A 15,183-nucleotide genomic window follows, 5' to 3' on the forward strand; every position below is an offset into this window, starting at 1 on the left:
CGCTGTCGGCTACTCGCCCGAAGCGGCTTCGGTCGAGCCCTCGCCCGCGCCGGTGAGCACGACCTCGGGCTTCTTCTCGCCGTCTTCCTTGGTGAGCTTGGCCTTCGGGGTGAAGGTGAAGCGGGCGTCCTCGCCGGAGCCTTCGCCGTCCCAGCCCTCGACATCGACCTGGACGGTCTGGCCGGGGCCGATCTCGCCGAAGAGGATCTTCTCCGAGAGCTGGTCCTCGATCTCACGCTGGATGGTGCGGCGCAGCGGCCGGGCACCGAGCACGGGGTCGAAGCCACGCTTGGCCAGCAGATTCTTGGCGTTCTCGGTGAGCGTGATCGCCATATCCTTGTTCTTCAGCTGCCGCTCGACGCGGGCGATCATCAGATCCACCATCTGCACGATCTGATCGGTGGTGAGCTGGTGGAAGACGATCACATCGTCGATACGGTTGAGGAACTCCGGCCGGAAGTGCTTCTTCAGCTCGTCGTTGACCTTGAGCTTCATCCGCTCGTAGTTCGAGCCCTCGGCATTGCTCTGGGTGAAGCCCAGACCCACGGCCTTCGAGATATCGGAGGTCCCGAGGTTCGAGGTGAAGATCAGCACCGTGTTCTTGAAGTCCACGGTACGGCCCTGGCCGTCGGTGAGGCGACCGTCCTCCAGGACCTGCAGCAGGGTGTTGTAGATCTCCTGGTGGGCCTTCTCGATCTCGTCGAACAGCACGACCGAGAACGGCTTGCGGCGCACCTTCTCGGTGAGCTGGCCGCCCTCTTCGTAGCCGACGTACCCGGGAGGGGCACCGAAGAGCCGCGAAGCGGTGAAGCGGTCGTGGAACTCGCCCATATCGATCTGGATGAGCGCGTCGTCGTCGCCGAACAGGAAGTTCGCCAGCGCCTTGGACAGCTCGGTCTTACCGACACCGGACGGACCGGCGAAGATGAACGAGCCGGACGGACGCTTCGGATCCTTCAGGCCGGCACGGGTACGGCGGATGGCCTTCGAGACCGCCCTGACCGCGTCCTCCTGGCCGATGATCCGCTTGTGCAGCTCGTCCTCCATGCGGAGCAGACGGGTGGTCTCCTCCTCGGTGAGCTTGAAGACGGGGATACCGGTCCAGTTGGCCAGCACCTCGGCGATCTGCTCGTCGTCGACCTCGGCCACGACATCCAGGTCACCGGAGCGCCATTGCTTCTCGCGCTCGGCCCGCTTGGCGACGAGCTGCTTCTCCTTGTCGCGCAGCCGCGCGGCCTTCTCGAAGTCCTGCGCGTCGATCGCCGATTCCTTCTCCCGGCGCGCGTCGGCGATCTTGTCGTCGAATTCGCGCAGGTCCGGCGGCGCCGTCATCCGGCGGATGCGCATCCGGGCCCCGGCCTCGTCGATCAGGTCGATCGCCTTGTCCGGGAGGAACCGGTCGTTGATGTAGCGGTCGGCCAGGGTGGCCGCGGCCACCAGGGCACCGTCGGTGATGGAGACCCGGTGGTGCGCCTCGTAGCGGTCGCGCAGACCCTTGAGGATGTTGATGGTGTGCTCGACCGTCGGCTCACCCACCTGCACCGGCTGGAACCGGCGCTCCAGGGCGGCGTCCTTCTCGATGTACTTGCGGTACTCGTCGAGGGTGGTGGCACCGATGGTCTGCAGCTCACCGCGGGCCAGTTTCGGCTTCAGGATCGAGGCCGCGTCGATCGCGCCCTCGGCGGCACCCGCACCGACCAGCGTGTGCAGCTCGTCGATGAACAGGATGATGTCGCCACGGGTGTTGATCTCCTTGAGCACCTTCTTCAGGCGCTCTTCGAAATCACCGCGGTAGCGGCTGCCCGCGACCAGGGAACCCAGGTCGAGGGTGTAGAGCTGCTTGTCCTTCAGCGTCTCCGGGACCTCGCCGTTGACGATGGCCTGGGCCAGACCCTCGACGACGGCGGTCTTACCGACACCGGGCTCGCCGATCAGGACCGGATTGTTCTTGGTACGGCGGCTCAGCACCTGCATGACCCGCTCGATCTCCTTCGAGCGGCCGATGACGGGGTCGAGTTTGCCCTCCAGGGCCGCCTGGGTGAGATTGCGGCCGAACTGGTCGAGCACCAGCGAGGTGGACGGGGTACCCGTCTCGCCCCGGGCGCCGGATTCCACGGGCTCCTTGCCCTGGTACCCGGACAGCAGCTGGATGACCTGCTGGCGGACCCGGTTGAGGTCGGCGCCGAGCTTGACCAGCACCTGGGCCGCGACGCCCTCGCCCTCGCGGATCAGGCCGAGCAGAATGTGCTCGGTGCCGATGTAGTTGTGACCGAGCTGCAGCGCTTCGCGCAGACTCAGCTCCAGCACCTTCTTGGCGCGGGGGGTGAACGGAATATGACCGGACGGGGCCTGCTGGCCCTGGCCGATGATCTCTTCGACCTGGCTGCGCACGCCCTCCAGCGAGATACCGAGCGACTCCAGGGACTTGGCCGCGACACCTTCACCCTCGTGGATCAGACCCAGCAGGATGTGCTCGGTGCCGATGTAGTTGTGGTTGAGCATCCGGGCCTCTTCTTGGGCCAGGACGACGACACGCCTCGCGCGGTCGGTGAACCTCTCGAACATCGCTCCCTCACTCTCCTGCTCCGGACTTTATGGCCGGCTGACGCCGTGGTGTGTCGTGGACAACCGTCGGCTTCAGCCTGCCATGAAGGCCAGGGGTTGCGGCCCCCGCCTCCCACTCTAGTTGGCAAGGGATTACGCCGCCGCCGCTCCACCCTAATGATGTGGGCCCGACGGCAGACCTATTCACTCATAACGCCCTTACCCACCGATTGGTTTCCCATTCCGGTTTTGCCCAGAGCGAACAGAGCGACTCCCAGAGCTGGGGATGTCGGGTAGTGAAGGTACGGGCGGCCGGGGACGGCGGTCACAGATCGCGATCGGTGATCAGACCGCTGCGCATGGCCAGCGCGGCGAGCCGGACCCGCTTCTGGTTCTGCGGCAGATCCTCGACGCCGAACTTGGCGAACAGGGCGCGCAGATGGGTCTTGACGGCGTCCACACTCAGGAACAGCTCATCGGCGATCCGCTGGTTCGTGGCGGGGGCGGCGAAACCGGCATCCCCTTTGAACGGGCGGCACAGCGCGACGAGCACTCCCCGCTGCGCCTCGGTCAGCGAGCGCACGGTGGGCATGCTCGCGCCGGAAGCACGGGTGGCGTCGTCGGCGACGCCGTTGAAGTCGTGGAAGGACACCAGCGAGGTGCCCACCCGGATACGGTCGCCGGGCATGAGCCGGCGGCGGCCGTTGATGCGTTCGCCGTTGACGAACGTGCCGTTACGGGAAAGGCCGTCGTCCACGATGGTCCAGTGCGCCGCGAGGTATTCGACGGCGGCGTGCAGCCGCGACACCTCGGCGTCCCAGCGCAGCGACAGATCGGCACCCGCGGAGCGGCCGATGGTGATCCGCTGCCGATCGGGGCTCAACATCACCTCGCGCCTACGGCCTTCGTCATCGGTGAATCGAAGGAACGAACCGACGGATCCGGACACTGCGCCGATACCTCACCTCTCCATATCGGCAGCAACTGCCGAACACTGCGGACCCCTTGCATTGCGGCGCACCGGGCCCGGCCGATCACATCTATGGTGCCGGGCAGTCGGCCGCTCGGGCAAGATGGAACGCCGCCGGGCGCAGCGGCCCCGGCGGTCGACGCCGGGGCCAGCGGTAATTCCAAATAGCTATCGAGAAGACCAGCCGTCGGCGTGTTCTGCGAATAACCCGCACGCGCGACGGTTGAAAGAAGAACTATCCCTTCGAGGCCTTGTTGTACGCGTCGGTGATATCGGCGGAGATACGGCCACGCGCGGAAACCTTGTGACCATTCCGGCGCGCCCACTCGCGAATGGCCGCGCTTTGTTCGCGATCCATGGTGGCGCGTGCCTTGGTGTTCCCGGAGGCCGCGACAGCGGCCTTCACCCGACGCCGGCCGCTCACCCGGCGGGCACTGGTCACCCACTGCTCCAACTCGTCCCGAAGCTTCGCTGCATTCGTCGACGACAGGTCGATCTCGTACGACACCCCATCGATTGCGAACTCGATGGTCTCGTCCGCGATGGACTCACCGTCGACATCGTCGATCAGGCTAACGGTGACCTTCTTTGCCATGAGATGAACGTCCTCTCGAAATCGTGCGGCCCGCAAAATCAGGCCGATTACCCGAGGCAAGAATACCTCGAATTCGGAAAATTCCAAGACGAGCGGCCTGCTATGCAAACCGTTCGCTCAACGGCCGACCGGCCGCACTATTGGGAACAGTATCGTTTCCCGGATTCCCAATCCGGTGAGCGCCATCAACAACCTATCGATTCCCATACCGGTTCCGGTCGTCGGCGGCATCCCGTGTTCCATCGCGGCCAGGAAGTCTTCGTCGAGCACCATTGCCTCGTCGTCACCGGCCGCGGCCAGGCGCGCCTGATCGACGAACCGCTCGCGCTGGATCACCGGATCCACCAACTCCGAATACCCGGTGGCCAACTCGAAGCCGCGGACATACAGATCCCACTTCTCGGTAACACCGGCCCGCGACCGGTGCTGCCTGGTCAGCGGGGAGGTCTCGACCGGGAAATCACGGACGAAAGTCGGCATGTACAGCTTGTCGCCGTAGCAGTGCTCCCACAGTTCCTCCACCAGTTTGCCGTGGCCGTAGCCCTTACCTTCGGGAATTTCCAGACCGACCCGATCGGCGAGCTCGAGCAATTCCGGAACAGTTGTTTCCGGAGTGACCTCCACCCCCGTCGACTCGGACAACGACGGATACATCTCGACCGTTGTCCACTCACCGCTCAAGTCGTATTCCGAACCATCGGCAAGAGTGACGGCCTGCGTTCCCAGCGCTTCCTGGGCGACTTCCTGGATCAATTCCCGGATCATGCGTGCGGAGTCGTCGTAGGTACCGTACGCCTGATAAGTTTCGAGCATCGCGAACTCGGGCGAATGGGTGGAATCGGCACCTTCGTTACGGAAGTTGCGATTGATCTCGAAGACGCGCTCGATCCCACCGACCACGCAGCGCTTCAGAAACAATTCCGGAGCAATGCGCAGGTAGAGATCCATATCAAGCGCATTGGAGTGGGTGCGGAAGGGCCGGGCGGCCGCGCCGCCGTGCAGCGTCTGCAGCATCGGCGTCTCGACCTCGAGGAAATCCCGGCGTTCCAGCGCGTTGCGCAGCGCGCGCACCACCGCCACCCGGGTACGGGCCGTCCGGCGGGCCTCCGGGCGCACGATCAGATCGACATAGCGCTGCCGGACCCGTGCTTCCTCGCCCATTTCCTTGTGCGCTACCGGGAGCGGACGGAGCGCCTTCGCGGCCATGGACCAGGAATCGGCCATGACACTCAATTCACCCGTCCGCGACGAGATGACCTCACCGTGCACGAAAACCATATCGCCGAGATCCACATCGGCCTTCCACGCCGCCAGCGCGTCCGCACCGACACCGTTCAGGCTCACCATGGCCTGCAAAGTGGTGCCGTCGCCCTCCTGTAGCTGAGCGAAGCACAATTTGCCGGTATTTCGCATGAAGATGACCCGGCCGGCCACACCGACGAGCCGACCGGTCGCGGTATCGGCCGCGAGATCCGGATAGGCGGCGCGGATTTCGGCCAGGCCATGGGTGCGCGGCACCGAAACGGGATATGCCTCCCTGCCCGACTCGAGCAGCCGCTCCCGCTTCTCCCGGCGGATCCGCATCTGCTCGGGGACGTCGTCGACCTCCACAGAGCGGCTGGATCGCCCCGCGGGAACAACGCCCGCGGAGCCGCCGGATGACGAGATGTTCGGGTTGCTCACAGCGAACCACCCTAGCGTGCACCGCAAATCGATTCGTCATCCGCCCGCCCCAACCGCGCGATAAGGAATCACTTGCGGAAGGCGCAGCAGGGCGGCCCGGGAGAAATAGACCATTTGGTTGCTTAGAATTTTCCCGGGGCGCCGACGCACAGCGGAAATGTATTGTCGTCCGGCCGCATTCGACCGAGGACAACAATTCAGAGAACGGCGAGCGAACGAACTTCCCTGGTGAAGTGCGCGGCACCGGTGGCCACCGATCGCATACCGGCGGCTTCCAGCGCCTTGTATCCGCCGACCAGATCGGTCGCGCGATGCAGCCCCAATTGGCGCAACGACGCCGCGGCGAGACTGGAGGTGTACCCCTCCGAGCAGACCACCACCCATTCGACATCGTGATCGGTGGCCAGCGCCAGGCGCGCCGAGCTGCTGGGATCGAGGCGCCACTCGAGCACATTCCGTTCGATGACCAGGGCTCCGGGCAGCGCCCCTTCCCTGGCTCGCTGCGCCGCGGGCCGGATATCCACCAGAATCGCCCCACAGGCGAGCGCGGCGGGCAGTTCTACGGGATGAATCCGCCGCAACTGCGCGCGGGCCTGTTCGAGCATCTGATCAATGGTCAGTCGCGACATCAGAGGTCACCTTCGGGCTGGTCGGTGAGAACGGTGTGGGTACGCCGCAGGCTGCCGTGTCCGGTCACTTCGTAATAGGACATGGCAGTGAGCGGCGGCGAGTAGGCGTGCACGCTCAGGGTGGGGTCCAGCGGTCCGGTATCGGACAGGCCCGATACCGCGATCCGGGCGGGGGCGCGCACGACATCGTGCACCCAGCCGATCGGGAAGGCGGCCTGATCGCCGGCGGACAGCACCCGGTGACGCAATTCGGTACCGTTCCAGCGGTATTCGGCCAGTGCCCCGCTGAGCACGGTGAGCGCGCCGAGCGAGCCGGCATGATCGTGCAGTTTCGTGGATTTGTCCGGAGTCCAGCTGATCAGCCAGACATCGACCTCGTCGTCGGCGACCAGGCGGGTCGCCCAGCGGTCGACCGCCGGCCACAGACCGTCCGCGGGAAGCAGATGGTCGTACCGGCCGGCGAGCACATCCTCACCGGTCTCGTCGGTCAGGCGGAGCAGATCCGCCGGGCGCAGCCGCGTCGGCAGGGCCGGGGCGATCGGCCGATCGGGAATCGGATTCGCGGCCGCGGCGGAAGCATCACGGGCCGGCCGACGCACTACGGACGAGAGAACAGGCGAATGCATGAACGCATCTCCAGGAAGTAAAGAAACGGTCGAGGACTGCAGAATGCCTCGAACGGTCGAGGCGAATCAGCCTCGACAACACTCCTGGGTACGCATGCGGTTCAGCACACGGTGAGCTTAGCAAGCCGGCGGCGGCTCGGCCACATTCGAATCAGCGGAATACGTCACAGGCTCGGACGGCGGCATCAGCCACGAGCGCGGCGCTGATTGCGTTCGAAAACCAGTCGCAGACCGGTGATCGTCAGATGGGGCTCGTGGTGCTCGATGGTCTCGGATTCGTCGATGATCAGCGGAGCCGCCGCGCCGGTGGCCACCACCGCGACCCCCTCATCGGCGAAACCGTCGATATCGTCCCGGATACGATCGACCAGCCCGTCCACCAGGCCGGCGAAACCGAAGATCGCACCGGACTGGATGCATTCGACGCTGTTCTTGCCCACCACCGACCGGGGCCTGCTCAACTCCACCCGGCGCAGCGCGGTCCGCTCGGTCAGCGCCTCGGTCGCGGTCTCCACCCCCGGTGCGATCACACCGCCGAGGAACTCTCCCTTCGCCGATACGAGATCGACACAGATCGACACACCGAAATCCACCACGACCGCGGCGCCACCGAACTGATGATGAGCGGCGAGACTATTCACGATCCGGTCCGCGCCGACCTCTTTCGGATTGTCCACCAGCAGCGGAATACCGGTCCGGACGCCCGGCTCCACCAGCACATGCGGTACGTGCTGCCAGTAGCGATCCAGCATGAAGCGCAGCTCGCGCAACACCGGCGGCACCGTCGACAGACCTGCCACCCCGGTCACCGCATCGAGATCGGGGCCCACCAGCCCCCGCAGACTCATCGCGAACTCGTCGGCGGTGTGCAAGGGATTCGTATGGATCCGCCAATGCCGGACCAATTCGGCCTGCGATCCGGAACCCGCGGTCAGCCCGACCACCGTGCTGGTCGTACGGACATCGATGGTCAGGAGCATGCGGTCACCGCGCCGCTCAGACGAAGGTCAGGTTGCGCGGGCTGATCAGATCCGAGCCCTCCGGCGCGTGCGCCGGATCCGAGCCCAGCTCGACCGGACGATTACGGTCATCGACGAACACGACCTTCGGGTCGTACTCACGCAACTCGGCCTCGTCCATCATGCCGTAGGCAATGAGAATGACCAGGTCACCGGGATTGACCAGATGAGCCGCGGCACCATTGATACCGATCACCCCGGACCCGCGCTCGCCCGCGATCACATAGGTTTCGAGACGGGCTCCGTTATCGATGTCGACAATGCAGACCTGCTCACCCTCGAGCAGATCGGCCGCATCGAGTAGATCCTGATCAATGGTCACCGACCCGACATAGTGCAGATCGGCATGGGTCACGGTGGCCCGGTGGATCTTCGATTTCATCATGGTGCGCAACATCATCGTCGCCTTTCTGTGCTTATTTGCCCCGCCTCCGGCGGGTGTGACCGGCAGTCCGCCGGGGCGGTCGACAGCGGGTTCACTGTGCTCTCGTCCCGCTCGGGCTGCTCGGCACGGGCTGCCGAGGTTCCGGGGTCACGAGGTCGGCGTCGGGGTGGCCGTCGAGCCGGGCTCCCAATCGGACGGGAGCGTTGTCGATCAGCCGGGTGGTGCCGACGCGGGCCGCGATGAGCAGCCGGGCGTTGCCGGACTCCGGAGCGGGGCCCAGGTCGGCGGCACGCAGTTCGAGATAGTCGAGTTCGATCTCGGGAGCGGCGGCCAGGACCGCGTGCGCGGCCGCCAGGACGGCGTCCGCGCCGGCCGCCCCGGACCGCGCGCCGGCCAATAGCGCGGCGGACAGCGTGGTCGCGAGTTCGCGCTGGACGGGATCGAGGTAGCGGTTGCGCGAGGAGAGCGCCAAGCCGTCGGATTCGCGCACGGTCGGCACCGCCACGATCTGCACGTCGAAGTTCAGGTCGCGGACCATCTGGCGGATCAGTGTGAGCTGCTGGTAGTCCTTCTCACCGAAGAATGCCTCGTGCGGGTGCACGATCTGCAGCAGTTTGGCCACCACGGTGAGCATCCCGGCGAAATGGGTCGGCCGGGAGGCGCCCTCGAGGTCGGCGCCGACCGGTCCGGGCTGCACGGTCGTCCGCGGGCCCTCGGGATACATATCCGCCGCGCTCGGCGCGAAGACCAGGGGCACTCCCTCACCGCGCAGCAACTCCACGTCGGCATCGAGGGTGCGGGGGTAGCTGTCCAGGTCCTCGCCGGCGCCGAACTGCAGCGGGTTGACGAAGACGGACACCACCACGATCTGGTTGGTCCGCTTGGCACGGCGCACCAGTTCGAGATGGCCTTCGTGCAAGGCGCCCATGGTGGGCACCAGACCGACGGTGCGCCCGGTACCGCGCAGCGCGCGAACGACTTTGCCGAGCACGGCCGGATCGTGCTGCACAGTGAGCTCGCCGGCGCGGTACACACCACGCAGGGACGGGTCCGTCATAGAGTCTCCTTCGAAGCCGGTACCTGGAATCCACGAAGACCGCAGCGAAGGCGAAGATGCCGCCTCATCCAACCTCCCCCGAGAGCAGTGCCGGGGGTCGGCGGAGGCCGCAGCGAAGGCGGAGGTATCGCCTCATCAGTGGTCCTCCAACAGCTCGCGTAGTTCGGCGGGGGCCTGCGCCCGTTCGGCGGTACGCCGCGACAGGGCGCGGTACCCGGCGGCGATCTGGGGATCCACCGCCGTGAGAGCCCCGAGGTGCGCGGCGACGGCCGCGGTGTCGCCGCGGGCCACCGGACCGGTGAGGGCGGCCTGGCCGCGCCGCAGCGCATTGTCCAGGGCAGCCGACGCCAAAGGGGCGAGCAGGCGTTCCGGCAGGCCGCCGGGCTGATCGTCGACCGTCTGCTGGCCCAGCAGACCGGGTCCGGCCAGCGCCTGACGCAGCGCCTCCACCGCGTCCAGCACCAGCGTGACGAGATGGTTGCTGCCGTGCGCGAGCGCGGCGTGATACAGCGTGCGGTGTTCCTCGGCCACCCGGACCGGTTCGCCGCCCATCTCGATCACCAGGGACTGGGCGATGGCATAGCCGATCTCGTCGGCGGCGGTGATCCCGAAACAGGCGTTGGCCAGGCGGGACAGGTCTTCGTCGTGGCCGGTGAAGGTCATCGCGGGATGCACGGCCAGCGGGAGCGCGCCGGCTTCCCGCAGCGGGGCCAGTACACCGATGCCGTTGGCTCCGGAGGTGTGGGCCACGATCGTGCCGGGACGTACCGTATGCGAACTCGCCAGGCCGCGGACCAGACCGGTCAGCTCGGCGTCCGGGACGGCCAGGATCAGCAGCTCACTGCGGGCCGCGACCTCCTCGACCGGGAGGATCTGCGATTCGGGCAGCCGGGATTGCGCGCGGCGCACCGAAGCGTCGGAGATCGCGGCGACGCCGAACACCACATGTCCGGCGCGCTCGAGCGCGGCGCCGAGGGCTGATCCCACACGTCCCGCCGAGACGATGCCTACCGTCAGTCGTGCGGGCGCTGGATCACCACTCGCGGCCGGATTGCCAGGAGTCACGCGTGGCGAGGTCAACAGTGTCCTCTCGAAGTCGTTCCAGTCCCGCGCTGCGGGTACCGGACGTTACGAGTCGAGAATAGGGCCGGCTCCGGCCGATGCGCCATGGGCGCCCCGGGTGATATATGCCGCACTTCAGGAGCTGCGCTGCTCCTCTTCCTGACGCAGGTTGGCCATGATCTCGGCGACCGACAGCCGCCGGTTGCCGGCGGCGTCCGGCTGGGTGCGGCGGCGCCGGGAGTTCGCCGAACGGGGGAACAGCTTGCCCGCCGCGGAGGCGGCCGGTTCCCGGCTATCTCCGTCGAGCGACGTGCCCGCGGCGACGGGTTCGGCCGATTCGGCGGTCGCGGGCACGGCGGCGACCGGCGGGCGGGAGTCCGGGGCCTCGCTGTCCGGCGCGGGCGGGCCGTAGAAGGGTTCGTCGCGCAGCAACGGGCCGTAGCGGTCGTCGCCGGCTTCCGGTTCGTCGTACACCTCGGTGAAGGCGTCCGCCCAGCTCGGCCCGGAGATTTCGGAGGTGGACGGCCCGTAGGGCGGGTCGTCGTCGAGGCGGACGATCGCCGTTTCCGCGGTGACCGGCGCGTCGTCGGGGCTCGCGAATCGCGGCCGGCCCGGGTGGTCGGTCTCGTAGACCGGGGTCACCGCCTTGCGTTCACCGGTCTCGCTCGCCGGTTCAGCGGCCCCGGCTTCGGTATCGACCCAGCCGTCCGCGGCATACGACCAGCTCGCGGCGGCGTTCGCCCAGGCGTCCACGGCCCGCCGCTCACCTTCGTCGGGCCCCTGCCAGCCGGGTGCGAGTCCCGGCCGGTCCGCGGCGCCGGGCAGCTCCTGGAGACGGAAGGCGGATGCACGTAGCGCGGGCCGCTCCTCCGGCAGGTCTCCGTCGAAGAGCCGCTCCAGCTGCCGCCGCAGCACTGTCAGTTCGGCACGCAGCGCCGCCATTTCCGTCGCGTCGGCACCCAGCTCGGAACGCACCCGCGATTCGACGCCGAGTTCGTGTTCGCGGCGGGCACTGATCTCACGCTCGAGTTCCAATTCGTAGATGCGGCGCAGATCACGCATTTTCGCCTGGTACCGGCCGGCCGCCCAGGCGCCCAGTACCGCCGCCCACAGCGCCACCACCAACCCGACCCGGATGAATTGCAGACTGTCGCTCAGCACGAGAAATACGCTGGCCACCAGACCCAGTAGAACGAGTGCGCCGAGGAAGAGCTTGCCCACATCTTCCCGGCCGCGCGCGGAAGTACTACTGCGGGACGGTGAAACCATGACCGCAAGGGTAGCCGCGATATTCATCGTCGCCCAGGTCGGAAAGGGCGGGATCGATCACGGCGATCCGGCCTACGAGGGCGCCGGATCCTCGGTCGGATCGTCGGGGGCCCGGCAGCAGTATTCGAGCCACAGGGCGGCCACGGCAAGGGCGATACCGGCTCCGCATCCGATGAGCGCGCCCGGATAGTCCGCGTCGGCCGCCCGCAGATCCCCGCGCTGCGGGAAGATCCACAGCAGGAACCCGAGCCACACTCCGGCCACCAGCGACCCCACCTGAGCCGAGGCCTTCGCCAGCGCGAGAGCCCGGGCGACGGTGATCGGGTGCAGCTGGCGTGAATCGGCGCCGATCTGGCTGTTGCTCACCCGGATCCGGATATAGAAGCCGAGGGCGGCCTCCAGAATCGCGACCGGATACAGCGAGGCGCCGGCGATGGTGGAGATCGGCGGGAAGTTCGCGTAGGCCAGCCGCGTCGCCACCCAAGCGATCACCGCCGCGATCAGGACGTTGGCCAGCAATTCCCGGACGCGGGTGGGTTTGAGCTTCATCCCCCCGCCGTCGTCGCCGTTCCCGCCGCGGCCGCCACCGGCGTTCATACGACCGCCCCCAACAGTCATCTGACACCCCTCGAAACAGGCACATGCGGCCTGCGGAGGCCGGAGCGAAGGCGGAGATATCGCATCACTGAACTCCCCTTGAAGCGGATACATGCGCTCCGCGGAAACCGCAGCGAAGGCGGAAATATCGCATCACTGAACTCCCCTTGAAGCGGATACATGCGCTCCGCGGAAACCGCGGCGAAGGCGGAGATATCGCAGTATCGCATCATGGCACCGTCCTGGCGGCGGGTAGGAGGGTCAATTCCGTGCGCCGCACACCGTCGCGTTCGGCGGGGTCCATTTCCGCCAGTAGTTCGCGCACACTGCGTTCGGTCCCGTCGACGGCCAAGGACGCCTCGGGCTCCATATCGAGCCAGGGAATCAGGACGAACGCGCGATGGTGCGCCTGCGGGTGCGGCAGGGTGAGTTCGGGGTCGGTACTGCGCAGGGCACTGAGTCCGGAGCCGACCCGCTCGGCGCAGGAGACGATGTCCACGTCGAGGGTCCGGGCACCCCAGCGCACCGCCCGCGCACGCCCGGCGGCCTGCTCCAACCGCTGTCCGTGCCGGAGCCAAGCACGACAGTCGTAGTCCGGGTCCTCGGCCACCAGCACGGCATTGAGGAAATCGTCCTGCTCCACCCCGCCCCACGGCGCGGTGGTGTACACGGGTGATACGGCACGCACCCGCGCACCGAGCCCGATGACGACACTGCGCAGCAGCTCGAGCCGATCCCCCATGTTCGAACCGATCGAGAGCACGGCACGCGTCACGGTGACCCCTGCTCCCGGCGGCCCGCGGTGACGACCCGCACATCGGCGAACTCGTGCGGGATAGGCGCGGCCGGTTTGTGCAGTACCACCTCGACATCGGCGACGCCGGGCACTTCGCGTACCCGGTCGGCGATCTCGGCGGCGACCGTTTCGATGAGATTGCGCGGCGGACCCGCCACGATCCGCACGGCCAGCTCCGCGAGCGCGCCGTAGTCGACGGTGTGCGTGAGATCGTCGGTGGCCGCCGCGGCGCCGAAATCCGACCAGACGGTCAGATCCACCACGAATTCCTGCCCGTCGCGGCGTTCGTGCTCGAAAACTCCGTGCCGGCCGAAGACCCGCAACCCGCGTAGCTCGATCCGGTCCGGGCCGGGTATCGGTGCGCTCACCGCGGCGTTCCCGGCCGTTGCGCGCGACGCCAGGCCTCGGTCACGGCGAGTGCGTCCTGTGAACCACGCACATCGTGGACCCGGACACCCCAGGCACCGTGCCAGGCCGCCAGCGCGGAAACGGTGGCGGTGGCGGTTTCCCGGCCGGCGGGCGGGCGCGGGCCGTCACCGTCGGCCAGCAGCGACCCCAGGAACCGTTTGCGCGAGGCGCCGATCAGCACCGGGAACCCGTCGGCGACAAAGCGGTCCAGGGCTCCCAGCAGTGCCCAGTTGTGTTCCGCGGTCTTCGCGAATCCGAGACCGGGATCCAGGATGATCCGGGCGGGATCGACACCCGCGTCGATCGCGTGCCGCACCTGCACCCCCAACTCGGAGCGGACCTCGGCCACCACATCGTCGTAGTGGTCGGCCGGTCCGGTGTGCCGGTAGTCCGACGCGGCCCGCCAGTGCATGAGGATCCACGGGATATCGGCGGCGGCGATGACCGCGGCCATCGCCGGGTCGGCGCGGCCGCCCGAGACATCGTTGATCACCGTCACCCCGGCCGCGACGGCTGCTTCGGCAACCCGGGCCCGCATGGTGTCGACGCTGGTCGGTATCCCGGCCGCGACGAGCCCGCGCAGCACCGGAACCACCCGGTCGACCTCGGTCTCCACCTCGACGCGCACGGCGCCGGGCCGAGTCGACTCACCGCCGACATCGATGATGTCGGCACCCATCTCGTAGAGCCGGATACCGTGCTCGATCGCCTGCTGCGGATCGAGATAGCGGCCGCCGTCGGAGAAGGAATCGCTGGTCACGTTGACCACACCCATCACGACGCAGGAGCGGCCCGGACGTGGCTCCACGCCGGGACGCGCCCGCACCCCGGTGAGGGTCGGTACCACCACGGCCGTGCGCTGGTCGCTCACTTGCGCAGGATCAGGTCGAGGGCCTCGGCGCGCGAGGCCGCGCTGGTCTGCAAAATCCCGCGGACGGCCGAGGTGGTGGTGCTGGCGCCGGGTTTCCGGATACCGCGCATGGCCATGCACAGATGTTCGGCCTCGATCACCACGATCGCGCCGCGCGGGTCCAGTTTCCGCATGACCGCGTCGGCGACCTGGCTGGTGAGCCGCTCCTGCACCTGAGGGCGTTTGGCGTAGAGGTCGACCAGCCGTGCCAGTTTGGACAGCCCGGTCACCCGGCCGTGCGGGCCCGGGATATATCCGACATGGGCGACGCCGTGAAACGACACGAGGTGATGTTCGCAGGTCGAGTACATCGGGATATCGCGCACCAGGACGAGTTCCTGATGCTCTTCGTCGAAGGTGGTGTTGAGGACCGCGTCCGGTTCCACATACAGCCCCGCGAACATCTCCCGATAAGCGCGGGCCACCCGGGCGGGGGTGTCGAGCAGCCCCGGCCGGTCCGGGTTCTCGCCGACCGCGAGGAGCAGTTCGCGCACCGCCGCCTCGGCGCGCGGCCGATCGAAGCGTCTACCGGTGTGCAGCGCGACCAGCTCCGCGGCGGATCCGCCGCTCTCGCCCAGCTCGGCGGGGATATCGGCCGTGTAGCCGTTGGTCTGCTGATCGGTCGACATTCGA

Annotated in this window: 16 protein-coding genes; all 16 read right to left on the minus strand. The window is 67.5% G+C overall.

Going from position 1 to position 15,183, the window contains the following annotated elements; all coding sequences use genetic code 11:
- Nucleotides 1-9 precede the first annotated feature (9 nt).
- The 16 genes from AB0H42_RS20840 to folE all read right to left on the minus strand — a co-directional run bounded on the left by AB0H42_RS20840 (nucleotide 10) and on the right by folE (nucleotide 15,179).
- Nucleotides 10-2,565, minus strand: coding sequence for an ATP-dependent Clp protease ATP-binding subunit (locus AB0H42_RS20840; protein ID WP_357058067.1), 2,556 nt, complete (start codon nucleotides 2,563-2,565; stop codon nucleotides 10-12).
- 304 nt (nucleotides 2,566-2,869) lie between these two features.
- The gene (locus AB0H42_RS20845; RefSeq protein WP_357058069.1) at nucleotides 2,870-3,430 is read right to left on the minus strand and encodes an FHA domain-containing protein; all 561 of its coding nucleotides are present in this window, start codon (nucleotides 3,428-3,430) and stop codon (nucleotides 2,870-2,872) included.
- 319 nt (nucleotides 3,431-3,749) lie between these two features.
- Nucleotides 3,750-4,109: an Lsr2 family protein gene (locus tag AB0H42_RS20850; RefSeq protein WP_357058121.1), complete on the minus strand. Its 360-nt coding sequence runs from the start codon at nucleotides 4,107-4,109 to the stop codon at nucleotides 3,750-3,752.
- A 117-nt stretch (nucleotides 4,110-4,226) separates the two neighbouring features.
- Nucleotides 4,227-5,693, minus strand: a complete 1,467-nt coding sequence (lysS, locus tag AB0H42_RS20855) for a lysine--tRNA ligase (protein ID WP_357058123.1) — start codon at nucleotides 5,691-5,693, stop codon at nucleotides 4,227-4,229.
- A 296-nt stretch (nucleotides 5,694-5,989) separates the two neighbouring features.
- A complete protein-coding gene (locus AB0H42_RS20860) occupies nucleotides 5,990-6,412 on the minus strand; it encodes a rhodanese-like domain-containing protein (RefSeq protein ID WP_357058125.1) in 423 nt (140 codons plus the stop codon).
- Nucleotides 6,413-6,420: 8 nt separating this feature from the next.
- The gene (locus AB0H42_RS20865; RefSeq protein WP_357058072.1) at nucleotides 6,421-7,047 is read right to left on the minus strand and encodes a cysteine dioxygenase; all 627 of its coding nucleotides are present in this window, start codon (nucleotides 7,045-7,047) and stop codon (nucleotides 6,421-6,423) included.
- 185 nt (nucleotides 7,048-7,232) lie between these two features.
- Nucleotides 7,233-8,027: a type III pantothenate kinase gene (locus tag AB0H42_RS20870; RefSeq protein ID WP_357058074.1), complete on the minus strand. Its 795-nt coding sequence runs from the start codon at nucleotides 8,025-8,027 to the stop codon at nucleotides 7,233-7,235.
- Nucleotides 8,028-8,043: 16 nt separating this feature from the next.
- The gene (panD, locus tag AB0H42_RS20875) at nucleotides 8,044-8,463 is read right to left on the minus strand and encodes an aspartate 1-decarboxylase (RefSeq protein WP_063125471.1); all 420 of its coding nucleotides are present in this window, start codon (nucleotides 8,461-8,463) and stop codon (nucleotides 8,044-8,046) included.
- A 79-nt stretch (nucleotides 8,464-8,542) separates the two neighbouring features.
- On the minus strand, nucleotides 8,543-9,508 hold the full coding sequence (panC, locus tag AB0H42_RS20880) for a pantoate--beta-alanine ligase (protein WP_357058076.1): 966 nt from the start codon (nucleotides 9,506-9,508) through the stop codon (nucleotides 8,543-8,545).
- Between the two features lie 135 nt (nucleotides 9,509-9,643).
- The gene (locus tag AB0H42_RS20885; protein ID WP_357058127.1) at nucleotides 9,644-10,573 is read right to left on the minus strand and encodes a DUF2520 domain-containing protein; all 930 of its coding nucleotides are present in this window, start codon (nucleotides 10,571-10,573) and stop codon (nucleotides 9,644-9,646) included.
- Between the two features lie 132 nt (nucleotides 10,574-10,705).
- Nucleotides 10,706-11,839 (minus strand): DUF6779 domain-containing protein, encoded by a 1,134-nt coding sequence (locus AB0H42_RS20890; RefSeq protein ID WP_357058078.1) that lies wholly within the window; start codon nucleotides 11,837-11,839, stop codon nucleotides 10,706-10,708.
- A gap of 72 nt (nucleotides 11,840-11,911) precedes the next feature.
- The gene (locus AB0H42_RS20895) at nucleotides 11,912-12,388 is read right to left on the minus strand and encodes a DUF3180 domain-containing protein (RefSeq protein WP_357058129.1); all 477 of its coding nucleotides are present in this window, start codon (nucleotides 12,386-12,388) and stop codon (nucleotides 11,912-11,914) included.
- 277 nt (nucleotides 12,389-12,665) lie between these two features.
- The gene (gene folK / locus AB0H42_RS20900; protein WP_357058080.1) at nucleotides 12,666-13,211 is read right to left on the minus strand and encodes a 2-amino-4-hydroxy-6-hydroxymethyldihydropteridine diphosphokinase; all 546 of its coding nucleotides are present in this window, start codon (nucleotides 13,209-13,211) and stop codon (nucleotides 12,666-12,668) included.
- Entirely contained in the window at nucleotides 13,208-13,600 is a 393-nt protein-coding gene (gene folB, locus AB0H42_RS20905; RefSeq protein ID WP_357058082.1) for a dihydroneopterin aldolase, read from the minus strand. Before folB ends, folK begins: the two co-directional genes overlap by 4 nt.
- Complete coding sequence (folP, locus tag AB0H42_RS20910) at nucleotides 13,597-14,415, minus strand: dihydropteroate synthase (RefSeq protein ID WP_357058131.1); 819 nt, start codon at nucleotides 14,413-14,415, stop codon at nucleotides 13,597-13,599. Before folP ends, folB begins: the two co-directional genes overlap by 4 nt.
- Nucleotides 14,416-14,507: 92 nt before the next feature.
- Nucleotides 14,508-15,179, minus strand: coding sequence for a GTP cyclohydrolase I FolE (gene folE / locus AB0H42_RS20915; protein WP_357058084.1), 672 nt, complete (start codon nucleotides 15,177-15,179; stop codon nucleotides 14,508-14,510).
- Nucleotides 15,180-15,183: the final 4 nt, after the last annotated feature.

It is taken from the genome of Nocardia sp. NPDC050799 (assembly GCF_040654015.1).
Lineage (GTDB): Bacteria > Actinomycetota > Actinomycetes > Mycobacteriales > Mycobacteriaceae > Nocardia.